The 19,745-nt window shown below is 47.8% G+C and carries 17 protein-coding genes; all 17 read left to right on the forward strand.

The features are described 5' to 3' along the window. Nucleotides 1-37 precede the first annotated feature (37 nt). Nucleotides 38-1,954 (forward strand): stage V sporulation protein D, encoded by a 1,917-nt coding sequence (locus ABEW32_RS04395; RefSeq protein ID WP_430185055.1) that lies wholly within the window; start codon nt 38-40, stop codon nt 1,952-1,954. A gap of 55 nt (nt 1,955-2,009) precedes the next feature. Next, the gene (locus tag ABEW32_RS04400; protein ID WP_430185057.1) at nt 2,010-3,497 is read left to right on the forward strand and encodes a UDP-N-acetylmuramoyl-L-alanyl-D-glutamate--2,6-diaminopimelate ligase; all 1,488 of its coding nucleotides are present in this window, start codon (nt 2,010-2,012) and stop codon (nt 3,495-3,497) included. Beyond that, the gene (locus ABEW32_RS04405) at nt 3,497-4,900 is read left to right on the forward strand and encodes a UDP-N-acetylmuramoyl-tripeptide--D-alanyl-D-alanine ligase (RefSeq protein ID WP_430185345.1); all 1,404 of its coding nucleotides are present in this window, start codon (nt 3,497-3,499) and stop codon (nt 4,898-4,900) included. Before ABEW32_RS04400 ends, ABEW32_RS04405 begins: the two co-directional genes overlap by 1 nt. Nucleotides 4,901-4,922: 22 nt before the next feature. Continuing rightward, a complete protein-coding gene (gene mraY, locus ABEW32_RS04410) occupies nt 4,923-5,891 on the forward strand; it encodes a phospho-N-acetylmuramoyl-pentapeptide-transferase (RefSeq protein ID WP_430185059.1) in 969 nt (322 codons plus the stop codon). A 4-nt stretch (nt 5,892-5,895) separates the two neighbouring features. Continuing rightward, complete coding sequence (murD, locus tag ABEW32_RS04415; protein ID WP_430185061.1) at nt 5,896-7,317, forward strand: UDP-N-acetylmuramoyl-L-alanine--D-glutamate ligase; 1,422 nt, start codon at nt 5,896-5,898, stop codon at nt 7,315-7,317. 49 nt (nt 7,318-7,366) lie between these two features. After that, nucleotides 7,367-8,464: a stage V sporulation protein E gene (gene spoVE, locus ABEW32_RS04420; RefSeq protein WP_430185063.1), complete on the forward strand. Its 1,098-nt coding sequence runs from the start codon at nt 7,367-7,369 to the stop codon at nt 8,462-8,464. A gap of 6 nt (nt 8,465-8,470) precedes the next feature. Continuing rightward, the gene (gene murG / locus ABEW32_RS04425) at nt 8,471-9,580 is read left to right on the forward strand and encodes an undecaprenyldiphospho-muramoylpentapeptide beta-N-acetylglucosaminyltransferase (protein ID WP_430185065.1); all 1,110 of its coding nucleotides are present in this window, start codon (nt 8,471-8,473) and stop codon (nt 9,578-9,580) included. Nucleotides 9,581-9,726: 146 nt separating this feature from the next. Next, nucleotides 9,727-10,632 carry a UDP-N-acetylmuramate dehydrogenase gene (gene murB / locus ABEW32_RS04430; RefSeq protein ID WP_430185067.1) on the forward strand — a complete coding sequence of 302 codons (906 nt, stop codon included), beginning with the start codon at nt 9,727-9,729 and terminating at the stop codon, nt 10,630-10,632. A 16-nt stretch (nt 10,633-10,648) separates the two neighbouring features. Then, nucleotides 10,649-11,932: a UDP-N-acetylglucosamine 1-carboxyvinyltransferase gene (gene murA, locus ABEW32_RS04435; RefSeq protein WP_488168815.1), complete on the forward strand. Its 1,284-nt coding sequence runs from the start codon at nt 10,649-10,651 to the stop codon at nt 11,930-11,932. Between the two features lie 56 nt (nt 11,933-11,988). Then, nucleotides 11,989-12,753, forward strand: coding sequence for a cell division protein FtsQ/DivIB (locus ABEW32_RS04440; RefSeq protein WP_430185071.1), 765 nt, complete (start codon nt 11,989-11,991; stop codon nt 12,751-12,753). A gap of 199 nt (nt 12,754-12,952) precedes the next feature. Continuing rightward, complete coding sequence (gene ftsA, locus ABEW32_RS04445; protein WP_430185073.1) at nt 12,953-14,224, forward strand: cell division protein FtsA; 1,272 nt, start codon at nt 12,953-12,955, stop codon at nt 14,222-14,224. 67 nt (nt 14,225-14,291) lie between these two features. Further along, nucleotides 14,292-15,416, forward strand: coding sequence for a cell division protein FtsZ (ftsZ, locus tag ABEW32_RS04450; protein WP_305164638.1), 1,125 nt, complete (start codon nt 14,292-14,294; stop codon nt 15,414-15,416). Between the two features lie 191 nt (nt 15,417-15,607). Then, nucleotides 15,608-16,594 (forward strand): sigma-E processing peptidase SpoIIGA, encoded by a 987-nt coding sequence (gene spoIIGA / locus ABEW32_RS04455; protein ID WP_430185075.1) that lies wholly within the window; start codon nt 15,608-15,610, stop codon nt 16,592-16,594. Nucleotides 16,595-16,698: 104 nt separating this feature from the next. Continuing rightward, nucleotides 16,699-17,439, forward strand: coding sequence for an RNA polymerase sporulation sigma factor SigE (gene sigE / locus ABEW32_RS04460; RefSeq protein WP_430185077.1), 741 nt, complete (start codon nt 16,699-16,701; stop codon nt 17,437-17,439). 96 nt (nt 17,440-17,535) lie between these two features. After that, the gene (gene sigG, locus ABEW32_RS04465; RefSeq protein WP_007431182.1) at nt 17,536-18,318 is read left to right on the forward strand and encodes an RNA polymerase sporulation sigma factor SigG; all 783 of its coding nucleotides are present in this window, start codon (nt 17,536-17,538) and stop codon (nt 18,316-18,318) included. Nucleotides 18,319-18,429: 111 nt separating this feature from the next. Next, a complete protein-coding gene (locus tag ABEW32_RS04470) occupies nt 18,430-18,774 on the forward strand; it encodes a YlmC/YmxH family sporulation protein (protein ID WP_430185347.1) in 345 nt (114 codons plus the stop codon). Between the two features lie 79 nt (nt 18,775-18,853). After that, entirely contained in the window at nt 18,854-19,738 is an 885-nt protein-coding gene (gene pgeF, locus ABEW32_RS04475; protein WP_430185349.1) for a peptidoglycan editing factor PgeF, read from the forward strand. Nucleotides 19,739-19,745 lie beyond the last annotated feature (7 nt).

Below are 19,745 nucleotides of genomic sequence, written 5' to 3' on the forward strand. Positions count from 1 at the left end.
ACATGTCATGAGTATTAGAGGAACGGAGGGGGCGCGTTTGAAAAAATCTAACGTGACCATGCGGCGTAGGCTGGTATGGGGGCTACTGGGGCTATTGGTATTGTTTGCAGCCTTGTCGATCCGGCTCGCCTATGTTCAATTGGGTAAAGGAAGCGAGCTCTCAGCCAAGGCTGAGGATTCGTGGCGCCGCAATATTCCTTTTGCTGCCAAGCGTGGTGAAATCTTGGATCGGCAGGGGACTGCGCTGACCTATAATGTCAGTTCGCCGACTGTCATGGCGATACCAGTACAAATTAAGGAGCCGGAAGAAACGGCACGTAAGCTGGCGCCCTTGCTGGATATGAGTGAGGATAAAGTGCTCAAACTGATTACCAAACGAACAGCAAGCCAAAAACTTCAGCCCGGCGGACGAAAAATTACGATGGAGAAAGCGCAAAAAATTCGTGATTTGAAGCTGCCGGGTATCGTTGTTGCTGAAGATAACAAACGTTATTATCCTTATGGTGATCTAGCGGCTCATATTCTTGGGTTTACAGGAATTGATAATCAAGGGCTGACAGGTGTAGAAAAACAGCAAAACAGTAAGCTTCGGGGGATCGATGGAAGCATCGCTTATTTGTCAGATGCAGGTGGACGCCTGATGCCTGGTTCTTCTGAAAAGTACATTGAACCAAAGGATGGACTGAATCTACAATTGACCATTGATAAGTCGGTGCAGTCCATTATGGAACGTGAGCTTGACCAAGCCATGGTCAAATTTCAGGCCAAGTCTGCATTATCTATTGCGATGAATCCCAAGACAGGTGAAATATTAGGGATGGCTGGACGTCCAAGCTATGAGCCAGCGCTTTACAAGCAATATGAGCCTGAAATTTACAATCGAAATCTGCCAATTTGGATGACATATGAACCGGGGTCTACTTTTAAGATTATTACACTAGCCGCTGCTCTGGAGGAAAAGAAGGTTAATCTTAAAAATGACCATTTTTTTGATCCAGGATATATTGAAGTCGGTGGGGCACGCTTGCGCTGTTGGAAAAAAGGCGGGCATGGCAGTCAAACCTTTCTTCAAGTGGTGGAAAATTCCTGCAACCCTGGTTTTGTAACCTTGGGTCAGCGACTAGGCAAAGAAACACTGTTCAAGTACATTCGCAATTTCGGATTCGGTAGTAAAACAGGAATTGACATGATTGGTGAGGGCAATGGGATTTTGTTCAAGCTACCTCAGGTTGGACCAGTAGAGCTGGCTACTACAGCCTTCGGTCAAGGGGTATCTGTCACTCCGATTCAGCAGGTTACGGCTGTATCGGCAGCCATCAATGGCGGCAATCTCTATAAACCTCATATTACAAAAGGTTGGATTCAGCCTGGAACCGGAAAGGTTCTGGAAAAAGTGGAGCCGGAACTGGTGCGTAGGGTTGTTTCAGAGGACACCTCGCGACAGGTAAGGGAAGCGCTGGAAAGTGTCGTCGCTAAAGGTACGGGTCGTCCTGCCTTTATTGAGGGCTACCGGGTTGGCGGTAAAACGGGGACAGCACAAAAGGTAATTAACGGACGATATTCTTCCTCGGAGCATATTGTATCTTTTATTGGTTTTGCTCCGGCAGATGATCCGCAAATTGTCGTCTATACTGCTGTCGATAACCCAAAGGGCATTCAATTCGGCGGGGTGGTTGCTGCGCCAATCGTGCAAAATATTTTAAAGGATGCGCTGATTGCCTTGAAAATACCACCTCGTACCAATCAAATTGCCAAAGAGTATAAGTATGGAGAAAATCCGATTGAAACGGTGCCTGATTTAGTAGGCGCCACTGCAGCTGATTTATATGAAGATATGAATATGAACTTTATGCTCGTGAAATCCGGGTCAGGCAAGACGGTCGTAAGTCAAGCACCGAAGCCAGGCGCCAGGTTGGAACGAGGATCAACGATCCGTATATATATGGGGGATTGATAGGTTCTTTTTATACCATACTATGAATAACGAGAGAGCAATGGAGGAATGTAAGATGCAGCTTCAACAATTGGCTTCACTGCTGGCCGTCTCCCGCGTGGTGGGTGACGGTACAGTGGATTGCCGAGGAATCGGGGCGGATTCACGTCGTGTCCAGCCGGGAGACTTATTTTTGTGTTTACCTGGGTTTACAGTAGACGGGCATGACTATGCTGGGCAGGCCGTTGCGTCTGGGGCGGCGGCTTTGGTCGTAGAGAGAGAACTGGATGTGCCTGTTCCGCAGCTTGTCGTAAAGGATGCGCGACATGCCATGGCGGTTTTGGCGGATTATATGTTTGGTTCGCCAAGCCGCCGCATGCGTATGATCGGCATAACCGGAACGAACGGGAAAACAACGATAACATACCTGATTGAAAAAATTATGAACGACGCCGGGGTGAACACCGGGCTGATTGGTACGATTCAAATGCGTTATAACGGCCAGTCTTACCCTATGTCTGGCACTACGCCCGAAGCGGTAGAACTGCAACGTTATCTCGGGAATATGGCAGGGCAAGGGGTTCAATGCTGTGTCATGGAGGTATCCTCACATGCGTTGGAGCAGGGCCGTGTCAAAGGAACAGATTTTCGTACCGCTATATTTACGAACCTGACGCAGGACCATCTGGACTACCACAACACGATGGAGGAGTACCGCGCTGCCAAAGGACTTTTGTTTTCCAGATTGGGAAATGCCTTCTCGCGCGATACATCCGATAGCAAATATGCTGTTCTGAATGCTGACGATCCGGCCTCTTCCTATTTGCAGGCTCAAACTGCTGCTCAAGTGATTACATACGGCGTGGAAAAGGATTCGGATGTGCAGGCGTCTCGTATCACTATAAGTGCCAAGGGAACCTCCTTCCATGTATCCACTTTTAAAGGGGATACCGATATTGAGCTTCGAATGGTCGGCAAGTTTAATGTGTACAACGCACTGGCTGCCATTTCAGCTGCTTTACTGGAAGGAATCTCGCTGGTGGATATCAAGCATAGTCTGGAATCTATCGCAGGCGTGGATGGGCGCGTAGAGCCTGTGGATGCGGGTCAGTCTTTTGCTGTAATTGTTGATTATGCCCATACGCCCGACGGATTGGAAAATGTACTGCGCACCGTAAAGGAATTTGCGACTGGTAAAGTATGGTGCGTATTTGGATGCGGCGGAGATCGGGATCGTACGAAACGTCCGTTAATGGGGAAAATTGCTGCGCGATACAGCGATCATTCGTTTATTACCTCTGACAATCCGCGGACAGAAGACCCGCTGGTGATTTTGAAAGATATCGAACAAGGGTTGATTGATGAAGGCGTACCCGCAGAACGCTATGAATTGATCGTGGATCGCAGAACGGCAATTCATAAAGCTGTTGAAATGGCAAGCCCTGACGATGTAGTATTGATTGCGGGAAAAGGTCATGAGACTTACCAATTGATTGGAAAAACGGTGCATGAATTCGATGATCGCATCGTAGCCAAAGAAGCGATAAGGGGTTTATCCAAGTGATGAAAAGAACAATCGGTCAGATTGCATCGATGTGTGGAGGAGCACTTCACGCAGGGGCGGATGCCGAACGGATGGTTGAGGGCGTTTTTACAGACTCACGCAGGCCACAGAGCCTGGGGCTGTTCGTTCCACTCGCGGGCGAACGATTTGATGGACATCATTATGTGCAGCAGATCGTAAGCGAGGGAGGAGCAACAGCATATTTATGGCAAAAGGATCATGGAACACCTCCGACCGTCAATGCTATTGAGGTCGAGGATACGTTAGAGGCCCTTCAGCATCTAGCGGCCGCATACTTGCGCGAAACTGACGTTTCTATCGTCGGAATCACGGGAAGCAACGGCAAGACAACGACGAAAGATATTGTAAATGCTCTATTGGGCACGACTTTTAAAGTACACAAAACCGAAGGAAATTATAACAATCATATCGGGTTGCCTTTAACAGTACTGTCTATGCCGCAGGATACGGATATTCTGATTCTGGAGATGGGCATGAGTGGCCGCGGAGAGATTCGTCTGCTGGCTAATATTGCTCACCCGGATGTAGCTGTCATAACCAACATTGGCGAGTCGCATTTACTGCAGCTGGGTTCTCGTGCGGAAATTGCTCGTGCAAAGCTGGAAATCGCAAGTGGTCTTAAGCCTGGTGGATTGCTGATTTACAACGGGGACGAACCACTACTTCCACAAGTATTGGCGGAGCCTGAAACGGTCAAGCCTGAAGAATTAAAATTATTCACGTTCGGGTTAGCTGCGAGCAATGATGATTATCCAACTGAAATTACTTCGGATGGAGAAGGTAGCCTATTCATAACAGCCCAATCCGGCCATGAGGCTTTCCGGCTGCCCTTGCTTGGACAGCACAATGTAGTAAATGCATTGGCTGCGCTGGCGGTGGCACGTCATTTCAATGTGGATGCAGACCATATACGTAAAGGGTTGTCATCATTAAAGCTGACGGGCATGCGCATTGAGGTCGTGAAGTGTTCCAATGGACTTACCGTGCTGAACGATGCTTACAATGCCAGTCCGGCTTCAATGAAGGCTGCCATTCAGACGTTGTCTGCATATCAAACGGCTGGACGTAAAATTGCCGTGCTTGGTGATATGCTGGAGCTGGGAGCTGACGAAAAGCAATTCCATGAGGAAATTGGGTGTTTTGCTGCAAAGCATAACGTAGAGGCCCTGTTTACCTACGGTGCATTAGGCGCTTCGATTGCAGAGGGTGCTCACGGAACAATGCCAACTGCTAACGTACACGCTTATACAGATAAGCAAAAGCTGATCGAGCATTTGCAGGCTTATCTTCATGCTGATGATATTGTGCTAGTTAAGGCATCCAGAGGGATGCGATTAGAAGAAATTGTGGATGCGCTGAAAAACGGTCCGCTACAGAACTGATGTTTACGAGAGGGAGACTCCCATGGATATTCAATTATTACTGCTGACGATCGTCGTATCGTTTATACTGGCGGTCATTGCCGCTCCACTGCTCATTCCGCTGCTGCGGCGAATGAAGTTCGGCCAGCAGGTCCGGGATGACGGGCCACAAAGCCATCTTAAAAAGATAGGTACGCCTACAATGGGCGGTATCGTAATCCTGCTGGCTTTTACGCTGACCTTTCTTAAGTTTTCAGCTATCAGAAATACGGACTTTTATGTTCTATTGGTTGCTACGCTCGGTTTTGGGCTGATCGGCTTTTTGGACGACTATATTAAAATCGTATTTAAACGCTCGCTCGGTCTGACGGCTCGTCAAAAGCTGTTCGGACAGTTATTGTTTGGCGCGATTATGTGCTGGCTTTTGATTAGCAATGATCACAGCACGGCAATCGGCATCCCAGGCACGTCATGGTCATTTGATTGGGGCGGCTGGTTTTATTATCCGTTCATTATTATCATGATGCTGGCAATCAGCAATGCAGTCAATTTTACAGATGGGCTGGACGGGCTGCTGTCCGGTACAAGTGCGATTGCCTTCGCAGCTTATGCTATTGTGGCGATCCAGGCAACCTCGCTTCCCGCTGCCGTTTGCGCAGCAGCCATGATTGGCGCTGTACTTGGTTTTCTCGTATATAACGCTCATCCTGCCAAGGTATTTATGGGTGATACAGGCTCGCTGGGGATTGGCGGTGCCATAGGCGCGATTGCTATTGTTACCAAAAGCGAAATTCTGTTCATCATTATTGGTGGTGTGTTCGTGATTGAAATGCTGTCCGTGGTCTTGCAGGTAGCTTCTTTTAAAACACGTGGCAAGCGTATTTTCAAAATGAGTCCGATTCATCATCATTTTGAGCTGTCCGGCTGGTCCGAATGGCGAGTAGTTATTACATTCTGGGCTGTAGGACTGCTGTTAGCAGGACTCGGACTTTATCTCAACAAGGGGTTGTAGACAAATGAACCATCCAGACGCATACCGAGATCAGGAAGTAGTCATTATCGGTCTGGCCAAAAGCGGAGTACAAGTTGCCAAGGTGCTGCACCAGGCCGGGGCTAAGCTCACAGTCAATGATAAAAAAGATAGGGAACAATGTCCCGAAGCTTCTGAATTAGAGGCTTTGGGAATTTCCGTTTTATGCGGAGGTCACCCGGAAGGGCTGATTCATCCTGGAGTGAAACTGGTTGTCAAAAATCCAGGAATTCCTTACACGGCCCCTCCCGTACAGAAAGCTGTCGAGCTCGGCATTGAGGTCGTGACCGAGGTTGAGGTCGCCTACCATCTATGTAAAGCTCCGATCATCGGAATTACTGGCTCCAACGGAAAGACGACCACCACCACATGGGTGGGCAAGCTGCTGGAGTCATCCGGTATGCATCCGATCGTTGCTGGTAATATCGGTACGCCGTTATGCGAGGCGGCTGTAGACGCCAAGCCGGATGAGTGGATGGTTGTGGAGCTGAGCAGCTTTCAGTTAAAAGGAACAAAGGATTTCAAGCCCGCTGTTGCCTGCTTGCTCAATGTAGCCGAAACCCACTTGGACTACCATGGAAGTATGGAGGACTACGTTGCATCCAAGGCACGTCTGTTTGCCAATCAAACAGCATCGGATACCGCGGTGGTGAACTGGGATGATCCCGTCTGCCGTGAGCTTGTGCCCTATATTCAGGCGAAGCTGCTTCCTTTCTCCATGACGGAACGTTTGCAGGAAGGGGTGTTCACTGACCCGCCATACATACCGGATGTGACGGATGATATTGATAGAAGCATCGTATACCGCGATGGCAATGGGATACTGCATCCCATTATAGGTGTGAGCGATATTGGGCTTCCGGGTCGTTTTAACGTAGAAAATGCTCTGGCTGCTTGTGCAATCGCCGTTGCCGCAGGCGCAGAACCAGCAAAATTGGCGGAACCATTAAGCGTTTTTCGCGGCGTGGAACATCGGCTTGAATATGTTGTAGAACACGCTGGTGTAGCTTATTACAACAATTCCAAAGCAACCAATTCGAAAGCGACAATGATGGCCTTATCTTCCTTTAAGCAACCCATTGTACTCATTGCCGGTGGATTGGATCGTGGCTCTAATTATGCGGAGCTTGCACCATCCTTGCAGGAAGGTGTGAAAGCCGTTGTGCTTCTGGGTGAGACACGGCATAAGTTGGCAGAGCGGGCCCGTCAGGCTGGAATAGAGCATGTCAAGGTCGTCGATAATGGGGAGGATGCCGCCGCTACGCTCGTGGAAGCTGTACACCAGGCAGCTGAATTTGCTGAGACGGGAGATGTGGTATTACTATCACCCGCCTGTGCAAGTTGGGATATGTTCCAATCCTATGAAGAGCGTGGACGTATTTTTAAAGAGGCGGCGCATAAATTGTAAGTAGGGGGGTTGGATAAGCCCCTACTTTTATGCAAGGGGTGGCCTCCTGATGAAGCAATCTCGTCCGGCGCCAGATATATGGCTTTTCGTCTGTATTGTAAGCTTGTTAGCCATCGGCATGGTTATGGTATACAGCGCGGGCGCCGTCCTCGCTTTTCACGAGTACGGGGACTCCTACTATTTTGTTAAACGACAATTGCTGTTTGCAGGGCTCGGCCTTGTAGCCATGTATTTTACTGCCCGAACGGATTATCGGATTTGGAAGAAATATGCCAAGGTCGTATTGTTGATCTGTCTGCTGCTACTGGTTGCCGTTTTAATTCCTGGCGTTGGTGTAGTAAGAGGCGGAGCACGAAGCTGGCTTGGTATTAGCTCTTTTGGGATTCAGCCTTCCGAGTTTATGAAGCTGGGTATGATTCTTTTTCTCTCTCAATGGCTCAGTCGTCCTGATTATGATATCAGCACTTTTACTCGAGGGCTGTTGCCCCCGCTTGGGCTCATGGGACTGGCCTTTGGGCTCATCATGCTCCAGCCTGATTTGGGCACAGGCACGGTAATGATGGGAGCATCTATGCTGATCGTATTTACGGCAGGCGCGCGTATGAAGCATCTTGGTCTACTGGCCTTGTCGGGGGCAGCGGGGTTTGCTGCACTGATTGCGGCTGCCCCTTATCGACTCCAGCGCATTACCGCGTTCCTGGACCCTTGGTCTGATCCGCTTGGCGCGGGTTACCAAATTATTCAATCGCTATATGCTATTGGTCCTGGCGGATTGGCGGGCCTGGGGCTCGGCATGAGCCGGCAAAAATACAGCTACGTTCCCGAGCCACAGACGGACTTTATCTTTTCTATACTGGCGGAGGAGCTTGGTTTTATCGGTGGAATGACTGTGCTGGGGCTTTTTTTGGTCCTTGTGTGGAGAGGGATGCGCGTCGCTATTACTATCCCGGATACCTATGGCAGTTTGCTTGCGGTAGGTATTGTCGGAATGGTGGCGGTACAGGTCGTCATTAACATAGGTGTTGTTATTGGCCTAATGCCGGTTACAGGAATAACACTGCCCTTAATCAGCTATGGAGGTTCTTCATTGACCTTAATGCTAACTGCTCTGGGCATTTTACTAAATTTATCACGTTATGCGAGGTGAACGTTTATGCGCGTCGTGTTGAGCGGCGGCGGTACTGGAGGACATATTTATCCAGCACTGGCCGTAGCCAGACAGTGCGAAGAAATAGATCCAGACGCTGAATTTTTATACATTGGCGGTCAAAGAGGGCTTGAGAGTAAATTGGTTCCTCAGGAAAAAATTCCATTTGAGGCTATTGATATCACAGGATTTCGTCGCAGCTTGTCTGTGGAAAATATAAAAACGATCATGCGATTCTTCAAAGGAGTTCGCAGATCCAAGGCATTATTAAAGAAATTTAAGCCAGATATCGTTATTGGCACCGGGGGATATGTATGCGGCCCTGTCGTTTATGCAGCTTCCAGGTTGGGAATCCCCAGCATTATTCATGAACAAAATGCAATTCCAGGGTTGACCAATGCATTTCTGAGTCGCTATGTGGATACAGTGGCTGTTAGCTTTGAAGGCTCTGAAGGAGCTTTTCCCAAAGCTAAAAATGTACTTTACACGGGGAACCCGCGAGCTACAACAGTTCGTTTGGCTAACCGGGATCGGGGATTTGCTACTATAGGGGTTCCGATGGACAGCTCGGTTGTTCTGGTGGTTGGCGGCAGCAGAGGGGCGAAGGCCATTAATGATGCTATGATTGCGATGGTTCCGCAACTTTCGCAACTGAAAGACGTCCATTTTGTATATGTGACCGGTGAATCTTACTATGAGCAAACGCTGGACAGCATACGAAATCAGATCGGTTCATTGCCCAATCATCTACACGTGCTTCCTTATATTCACAATATGCCTGAGGTGCTGGCTTGTACCTCTTTAATCGTTAATCGTGCAGGTGCGTCCTTCTTGGCAGAGATTACATCGCTCGGCATTCCGTCCATTTTGATTCCATCACCCAATGTGACGAATAACCATCAGGAGGCTAATGCTCGTACGCTTGAAAAGGCAGGGGCTTCTGTCATGATCACAGAAAAGGAATTGAGTGGCCCGGCTCTGTTTCAATCTATAGCGGAAATTATGAAGGATAAGGCAAGGCGGAGTCGAATGGCGGAGTTGGCATCGGCCCTTGGCAAGCCTGACTCAGCAGATATTTTAGTAAAAGAAATGGAGCGTCTTGCCCATAAAAGGTAGTCCGCAGCGCAGATCTGGGCGGTTGTCACACACTGGACGGTATTTACATAGGATACCCTATAGATTGTGACCATCACCCAGGCTGCCAGTTGTTAGGTGAGAGCCTTATAACGGTGCGGGGCAAGCAACAAGGAGGTTTCAGTACAATGCAGCAATGGATGCCATTATTAGCGGAGCATGATATCGGAAAAGTGCTGGAGCATGAGCCGCTGTCCAAATATACGACCTGGAAGATTGGAGGCCCTGCGGATGCTCTTGTGATCCCGGATACCAAGGAGCAGTTGGCAAGAGTTTTGAAGCTGGCTAGCGAACACGGAATACCCTGGATGCAGTTGGGGCGGGGCTCCAACATGCTCGTCTCTGACAAAGGGATTCGGGGACTGGTGATTAAGCTGGGACCAGGATTTGATTATGTTCATTTCGAAGATGAACGAATCGTGGCTGGTGGAGGCGTTTCGCTGGTCAAACTATGTGTTATGGCTAGCAAGCAGGGTCTGTCAGGTCTTGAATTCGCAGGTGGTATTCCAGGATCAGTCGGTGGGGCTGTCTACATGAACGCTGGTGCCCACGGGTCTGATGTGTCACAAATATTCCAGTCCGCTGAGATTGTGCTGGATACAGGGGAATTGGCTGTGTACAATGCCGAGGATATGCATTTTAGCTACCGTCACTCCGTGCTGCATGAGCAACGTGGAATGGTTACAGAGGCAGTGTTCCAGATGAAGCGGGGAGACCGAGAGGAAATCTCAGCAGCGCTTGCGGCTTTTAAAGATCGCCGTAGACTGACCCAGCCGCTACAGTTAGCTTGTGCAGGAAGCGTGTTCCGTAACCCACCAGGAGACTACGCTGCCCGGCTTATTGAAAGCGCAGGTCTCAAAGGCTTAAAGGCGGGAGGCGCTGAGGTATCTGTACAGCATGCTAATTTCATTGTAAATACCGGCCAAGCGACAGCAGAGGACGTGCTTACCCTAATGAAGCATATTCAAAGTACAATATCATCTCAAACCGGCATCAAGCTAGTTCCGGAGGTTTTCGTAGTGGGTGAGCGGTAAACTCGGAGGTGATACATTGGACAAATTGGTGATTGAGGGAGGCCGTCCCCTGTCAGGCACCATACGTATCCATGGGGCAAAAAATGCGGCACTACCTATTCTTGCAGCAAGTTTGCTTGCCCAAGGTAAGGTGGAAATTCGGAATGTCCCCCATCTTTTAGACATTAAGGTCATGCTGCACATCCTGGAAAGACTGGGTTGCACATGCCGACATGAAGAGGAAACGGTATATGTGGATACATCATCCGTCCGAACGTTCCAAATCCCTGAGGATTTGATGAAGCAAATGCGGTCTTCAATCTTTCTAATGGGACCTTTGCTCGCCAGATATGGAGAAGTTTCCATTTACCAGCCTGGAGGCTGCGCCATAGGCGAGCGCAAAATTGATCTACATCTAGAGGGCCTAAAAGCTCTTGGTGCAGAGATTGAGGAAAAAGACGAGCAAATTACGTTTCGAGCCCGCAAGCTAATCGGCTCGGACATCCACATGGATTTTCCGAGCGTAGGGGCAACAGAAAATATTATGATGGCTGCGGTGCTAGCCGAAGGACGAACAACGATTACCAATGCAGCGAGGGAACCGGAGATTCAGGACCTTCAAAACTTTCTGAATGCCATGGGAGCCCATATTATTGGTGCTGGAACAGACACAATTACAATTACGGGAGTCGGTCAACTCAATCCATGTACGTATGAGGTCATTCCTGACCGAATAGTTGCGGGAACGGTTATGATCGCAGCCGCAGCTACTCGTGGTAGTGTGTCTCTGACACATTGCAATCCTTCCCACTTGTCTGCCCTAATTCACGTCCTCAGGCGGGCTGGTGTTCAAATCGGCATTCTGAATGATATAATGACCGTAAGTTGTATGAGCCGTCCCAAAGCGGTAGAGAGGATCGTTACCTCTCCTTACCCGTCATTTCCGACGGATTTGCAGTCTCAGGTTATGGTCCTGCTTTCTTTGGCGGACGGCTTCAGTGTTATGAAAGAAACTGTCTTTGAAAGCCGATTTAAGCATGTAGATGAACTGAATGTAATGGGCGCTGATATTACGGTCGATGCGAATGCTGCTTTTATAAGAGGGGTTTCTCGACTATATGGGGCTACAGTAGAGGCTACCGATCTGCGGGCAGGGGCTGCACTGGTTATAGCTGGTCTGGCCGCTCAAGGACGTACCATTGTCGAGCAGGTTCACCACATTGACAGAGGATATGACCGGATCGAACGTCTTTTCCAGGGATTGGGTGCCCGAATGAGCCGTCAGTCTCCGGTACCCGAGCAACTGGATTTCGTAAATTAATGCCTATAATGTCCCTCCGTTAACGGGGGGACAAAGGGCTTTTGTGGAGAGAAGCTATGCCAAATGCTCAAATACCTGTTCTTAAAAAGAACAGAACGAAAAAAAGAACAAGCCGGAAGATTGCTATTCTTCTCATTTTGTTGTTTATTGTACTGCTCGCTGTTCTCTTTTTCCGTTCTTCGTTGAGTAAGGTTTCTGAAATTCGTTTTGATGGTAATGTATTTTCGACCCAGGAGCAACTTCTCAATCGAAGTGGACTGGCTGTCGGAGATCAATATTTCGGAGTCAGTTCATCGGATGTGTCTGAGAAGCTGCGGGAAATTCAGTCGATTCAGCAAGTCACAGTGGACAAGCAGTTTCCAGGTATCATTACGATTCACATTAAAGAGTTTGCTACGGTAGCTTACGAGTTGCAAAGTGACGGGAGCCTGCGTGCTATTCTAGCGAATGGGACAAGCGTGGGCGTGGGAAGTAGTGGAATCGCGGTTGAGAAGCCTATTTTGACTAAGTGGAAATCAGATGATCCCTACAAAGCGAAGCTGTGTGATGCTTTATCACGCATTCCAGGAGAATGGACAGCTGATATTTCGGAAATCATTCCTGCACCGATTCCTTCTTTTCCAGATCGTATAAAAATGTACACGCGTTCCCAGTTTGAGGTTATTACAACCGTTTCATTGTTGAACTCTAAGATTAGCTACTTGAATCAGGTGCTAGAAACAGAAGATCCTGGTTTGATCACAATGCTGGAGGCAGATTCCTACGTTCCATTTAAACCCGATACGAGCGAAGAGAGTCAAGAAAAAGATACTACTCAGTGATGTGAAAAAATGCTAGAATTGATTTTATGGGTAATAGACTTGCCTCCTTCTTTTTTCTTCAAATTTTTATGTGACTGCAACCATAAATTGGCTTCTAAAAAATTTGTAGAAAAAAGAGGGAAAGCATAGAGTATGTTGAATATGTACAGAGTGTGTTTAAAGAACGAAATTCATTTTGGAGTCAGGAGGTGCCACAGACTTGAGCAACAATGACATCATTGTTAGTTTGGACATCGGTACATCCAAAGTTCGGGCTATTATTGGGGAAATGAATAATGGAACCTTTAATATTATTGGAGTTGGATCTGCCGACTCGGAAGGGATTCGCAAAGGTGCAATTGTAGACATTGATCAAACCGTGCAATCAATCCGTAACGCCGTGGATCACGCAGAACGCATGGTTGGTATTCAAATAACAGAAGTGTATGTGGGGATTTCAGGCAACCATATTGGTCTGCAAAATAGTCATGGCGTAGTAGCCGTGTCCAACGAGGACCGTGAAATCGGCGAGGAGGACATCGAGCGTGTACTGAAGGCGGCAGAAGTTATTGCCGTACCACCGGAGAGAGAGATTATTGACGTGGTAGCCAAGCAGTATGTCGTGGATGGCCTTGAAGGAATTCAGGACCCTCGTGGTATGATCGGTGTTCGTCTCGAAGTAGAGGCTACGATTGTTACTGGAGGCAAGACCCCAATACATAATCTGTTGCGCTGCGTTGAGAAAGCCGGATTGAGGATTAAAGATCTCGTCTTGTTGCCTCTTGGAGCTGGACAGTTGTCTCTTTCGAAGGATGAAAAGGTGATGGGTTCCGTGCTGGTGGATATTGGCGCAGGTTCTACGAATGTGGCCATTTTCCAGGAAGGAACGATTGTTGCCACATCAACACTCCCAATCGGTGGAGAGTTTGTAACCAATGATATTGCCTACGGACTGAGAACCCTTACCGATCAAGCCGAAAAAGTAAAGCTCAAATACGGCTGCGCTTGGTATGATGATGCAGCAACCGATGTCGTCTTTAAAGTGACCCGTATCGGCAGTAATGTAGATAAGGAGTTCAACCAACAAGATTTGGCTGCTATTATTGAGCCGAGAGTACAGGAAATTTTTCAACTCATTCAGGCGGAAGTTAAGCGCTTGGGTTACACAGAGCTTCCGGGGGGTTATATACTTACCGGAGGCACCGTCTCCATGCCTGGTGTACTTCAGGTGGCACAAAGCGAACTGGCCGCTTCCGTAAGGATCGCTGTACCTGATTTTATCGGTGTAAGAGATCCGGGATTCACAAGCGGAGTTGGGATCTTGCACAATGCAATTCGTTATTATCGCGGAAGATCGACTAGCGTTAGTAACAGTGGCGGAAGTACCAAGAAGCCGACTAACCGAGCTAAGAGCAGCAGTCCCGCTGCGGAAGGCGAGCAAAAGCAGGGGTTGATTGAACGCTTAAAAAATATGTTCAGTGAATTTATATAACGTTCATTGCTAATTATGCCAATCATGGACGGGCCATCCATGCACATTGAGGGGGAGATGGAATAGTATGTTGGAATTTGATTTTGAAATGGAGAGCTTGGCTCAAATTAAAGTGATCGGCGTCGGAGGCGGCGGCAGCAATGCAGTTAACCGAATGATCGAAAACGGAGTTCAGGGTGTAGAATTTATTACTGTCAATACAGATGCCCAGGCGCTTCACTTAGCAAAGTCTGAGCATAAGCTTCAAATTGGCGATAAGCTGACTCGCGGCCTGGGTGCCGGAGCTAACCCTGATGTGGGTAAAAAAGCAGCTGAGGAGTCGCGCGAGCTCATTATGAATACGCTCAAAGGAGCGGATATGGTATTCGTAACAGCAGGAATGGGTGGCGGTACAGGAACTGGAGCGGCCCCAGTCATTGCTGAAATTGCTAAAGAATGCGGCGCACTGACTGTAGGTGTGGTAACTCGACCATTCACGTTTGAAGGGCGTAAACGCTCCAATCAAGCTGAACTTGGCATTGAGGGATTGAAAGAAAAAGTAGATACCTTGATTGTAATTCCAAATGATCGCTTGCTTGAGATTGTGGACAAGAAAACCCCAATGCTGGAAGCATTCCGTGAAGCGGATAATGTTCTGCGTCAGGCCGTACAAGGTATTTCGGATTTGATCGCTGTACCGGGACTGATCAACCTTGACTTCGCCGACGTAAAAACGATCATGACGGAGCGTGGCTCTGCGTTGATGGGGATTGGCGAAGCAACGGGTGAAAATCGTGCAGCTGAGGCAGCGCGCAAGGCTATCATGAGTCCGTTGCTGGAGACATCCATAGAAGGTGCGCGTGGTGTTATTATGAACATCACTGGCGGAGCTAACCTGTCTCTGTATGAAGTCAATGAGGCGGCTGAAATTGTTACGTCCGCTTCAGATCCGGAAGTGAACATGATTTTCGGTGCTATCATTGACGAAGATCTGAAAGAAGAGATTAAGGTCACCGTGATCGCCACTGGTTTTGAAGGTAAGCCAAGCCAGCCAGCACCAGGACGTAGACCAGCAGCTAATCCAGCGGCTTCCGAAGCAACGGAAAAGTCCTCTCCTAACTTGCGTCCATTTGGTAACTCTCAAAGCAGTGACCAATTGGATATTCCGACATTCTTACGTAACCGTTCACGCAATAATAATAACGATAACTAGTTTAAATTCAGACTGCCCGCATTCTCCTTGGAGATGCGGGCTTCTTTCTGTTTTCTCCGCATGATGCACGGTCAGTGCTTCTCCTCTTTCCGACAAAATTAGTCGGACACCGTCCCCATCGTTAGACAGACTTTGAATCGTATGACTACTATACTTAAGCCTATCCTGCAACATGCTGGGCGGGTGAATCCTTGGTTGTTTATATCGACTTGATTTTCTTGGTCAATTTGTTCATTGATGCTGTGCTGCTAATGGTCACCGCCTGGATGAGAAAAATCCGTCCAGTGTGGTGGCGATTGATAACTTCAGCTGGAATTGGCGCAATGTACGTGGTCATGATGTTTGTGCCGGAGTTGTCATTTTTATTTACGTTTCTAATCAAGCTGGCCTTATCGGTTATCATGCTGCTGGTCGCTTTTGGCTTTGGCAGCATGCAAAAGTACCTACGTACAATGGGTGCCTTTTACATGATCAACTTTGTAGCAGCAGGTGGCATTTTGGGGATGCATTATTTTCTCCAAAATACCGGGGAATTGTTTAATGGCATTTGGTACACCGCTTCAGGTGGAATGTCCTTTGAATTGAAAATCGCATTCTGGTTTATTTTATGCGCATTTGGCGGAGTGATGCTTTTCTTTCGTATTGTACAGTCCTCGAAGCAACGCACAGAAAGGATGAGTGGCTTTTTGGGGCAAGTACAGGTGTGGATTGGGCAGGATCATATTGAGTGTACAGGCTTGTTGGATACAGGTAACCAACTGCATGACCCTTTGACCCGGACTCCAGTGATGGTGATGGAGGCGGCTTTGTGGGAATCGTATTTACCAGCCTCCTGGCTCCAAAAATGTTCTGAGGGTAATGCAGACCAACTAGTGATGGATCTGGGCGAGGAATCGTTCAGCTGGCAGGATCGGGTTCGTCTCGTCCCTTATCGTGGGATTAACCGGGGACATTCCTTTATGCTTGCACTCAAACCAGATCGAGTAGAGGTGGTGATGAATGGAGTTCATTTTGTACATCATCGAGTGCTGATTGGCTTAGACGGAGGAAAGTTATCGGCAGAGGGCAAATACCGTGCTATCATCCACCCAGATGTGACGGCACACGAAGAAGAAGGTGCGGATACAAACCGGAAGCAAAAAGCAAATGCTAGTGATCATTTTACAGAATCCGGATAATGGAGAAGAGCACAAGACAATGTTTGAAGACGAAGAGTAACATTCAATGCTGGAATGGACGGAGCGAGTATAGCTTGCACTATTTTCAAAAGGGGGAGAATGATATGAGGGAACCAATGAATTTAAAAATGAAAATTAGGCTAGCATGGCAACTGCAATATTATCGTATTTTATTTTTGTTCGGGCTGAAAAGTGAAGAGATTTATTATATTGGCGGTAGCGAGGCACTCCCCCCTCCATTGACAAGAGATGAGGAAGAGTATTTGCTTGGAAAGCTTTCTACTGGAGATGCAGCAGTGCGGTCAATGCTAATCGAGAGAAATTTGCGGTTAGTCGTGTATATTGCCCGTAAATTTGAGAACACAGGAATCAACATTGAGGATCTCGTATCCATCGGTGCTATTGGGCTGATCAAAGCGGTGAACACTTTTGACCCGGAGAAGAAAATCAAACTTGCCACCTATGCATCTCGATGCATTGAAAATGAAATTTTGATGTATTTGCGTCGCAATAGCAAAACGAGAACAGAAGTTTCTTTTGATGAGCCACTGAACATCGATTGGGATGGTAATGAGCTGTTGCTTTCCGATGTGATGGGTACGGAAAATGATACCATTTATCGTAATATCGAGGAGCAGGTAGACCGTAAATTATTGCATAAGGCACTGGATAAGTTGACGGATCGTGAGCGTTTGATTATGGAACTGCGCTTTGGCTTACAAGACGGAGAAGAGAAGACACAGAAGGACGTTGCTGACCTGTTGGGTATATCGCAATCGTATATTTCGCGTCTGGAAAAACGAATTATAAAGCGCTTACGGAAAGAATTCAATAAAATGGTATAATGCTTGGGGATATCCGGAAGCGATGGAAACGGCGAATAAAAAAATGCCCTCAGGAGATAATGAACATTAATGTTGCTCCTTGGGAGGTAAGACACGATGACCCGAAACAAAGTGGAAATTTGCGGTGTGGATACCGCCAAACTGCCGGTATTAACCAATGCAGAAATGCGTGAGTTGTTCACATCACTTCAGCAAAATAATGAACGATCAGCCAGAGAAAAATTGGTCAACGGCAACCTCCGGCTCGTCCTGAGTGTAATTCAGCGTTTTAACAATCGGGGGGAGTTTGTGGACGATTTGTTCCAGGTAGGATGTATCGGCCTGATGAAGGCGATTGATAATTTTGACCTTTCGCAAAACGTAAAGTTCTCCACTTATGCGGTGCCGATGATCATCGGAGAGATCCGTCGTTATTTGCGGGATAATAATCCAATCCGCGTGTCCCGTTCGTTGCGGGATATTGCATATAAGGCGCTTCAGGTGCGGGATAGTCTGACAAATCTGAACTCGCGGGAACCAACGATTTTTGAAATATCAGAGGCGCTGAATGTGCCTAAAGAAGATGTTGTGTTCGCATTGGATGCGATTCAGGATCCAGTTTCGCTGTTCGAGCCGATATATCACGACGGGGGCGACCCAATCTATGTGATGGATCAGATCAGTGATGACAGAAATAAGGACGTCTCATGGATTGAGGAAATCGCTCTCCGAGAAGCGATGCATCGCCTGGGCCAGCGTGAAAAGATGATATTGTCTATGCGTTTTTATGAAGGAAAGACGCAAATGGAGGTTGCCGACGAAATCGGTATCTCTCAAGCCCAGGTTTCGAGATTAGAGAAGTCGGCTATACAGCAAATGCAAAAACATGTAAAGTCCTAATGAAATGAGTGCTTGAATGAATCAGTGATAAAAACGATCCCGTGCGGATCGTTTTTGCGTTTGCAGGACTTTTTTGACCTCTTCTTCTCATATAGTGAAATAAAGGATGTGATGCGTGTGAGTGCACCGGAAGCGTCAGTAAGAGCCATGAAAATTTCCGAGTTTCAAACCAAGGATGTCATTAATATTGTAGATGGACGACGTCTGGGACAAATCAGTGATCTGGAGATTGACGTGCGACAAGGAAAAATTGAAGCGATTGTGGTTCCGGGCAGCAGCCGGTTTATGGGCTGGTTCGGAGGGGGAAGCGAATTGGTGATTCCGTGGCATAACATTGTGAAAATCGGTTCGGACGTTGTGCTTGTCCGACTGGAGGGATTGCACGAGCCTCCAGATGAAAGAGAGGAAAAGCTGTATATCGAACGTCAGGAGCGGAATGATCGGCGAGGCTTTTGAGTAGAAACACGTTATTTAGTATGTTATGAAGACATCGTGGCGGCTTTTTGGTACACTGGGCAATAGAGGTGAGAACGAAATGGAACCGTTTATAGTGAATACTGAGGCTACAGGGACTACGCCCATGCAAAATGGCGGACGTCCCGTGCCGGAGTTGTTATATATTCAAGCTTGGGAACGACAAGTTCAGGGATTAACAGCAGGTTTTACAGGGCGTCATGGCGGTGTCAGCGAAGCGCCCTACGATAGTCTGAATTGTGCGTTTCATGTAGGGGATGACACTGAGAAAGTCATTCGCAACCGCCAACTGATTGCTAAGCAGCTTGGCTTTGCTGCCGAAGCGTGGACGTGTGGTGAACAGGTCCATGGTAATCATGTTGCTATTGTCCAGGCTGCTGATCGTGGGCGAGGATTCATGGATCGTGCATCAGCTTTTCAGGACACAGATGGACTTTTAACGAATATACCTGGTATTTTGCTGACCTCCTTTTATGCTGATTGTGTACCCTTATATTTTTGTGATCCCGTACATAGTGTGATTGGGTTGGCGCACGCAGGCTGGAAGGGAACGGTTGCGGAGATTGCGTTGAAAATGGTACAGACCATGCAAACTGAATATGGATCTCAGCCGTCCGATATACTAGCAGCAATTGGTCCTTCTATTGGTCCTGAATCCTATGAGGTAGATGAACATGTGATGAACCAAATTCGGGTTTTAGAGCATGATTGCCCGGGTAATGATAAATGGGAAGGTTCTGTTTATTTCCCCTTAGCAGGTGGAAAAACACTACTTGACTTGAAACAATGCAATCGACACATTATGATGAAAGCAGGAATATTGCCGAGCCATATCGAATGTACTACCTTGTGCACGAGTAGCCGTAGCGATTTGTTTTTTTCATATCGCAAGGAAGGCGGCGTTACAGGAAGAATGGCGAGTTGGATTGGTCTGGAAGAGAGGTGAGTCCTCC

This window comes from Paenibacillus jamilae, assembly GCF_050482105.1.
Classification (GTDB): Bacteria; Bacillota; Bacilli; order Paenibacillales; family Paenibacillaceae; genus Paenibacillus; species Paenibacillus jamilae_B.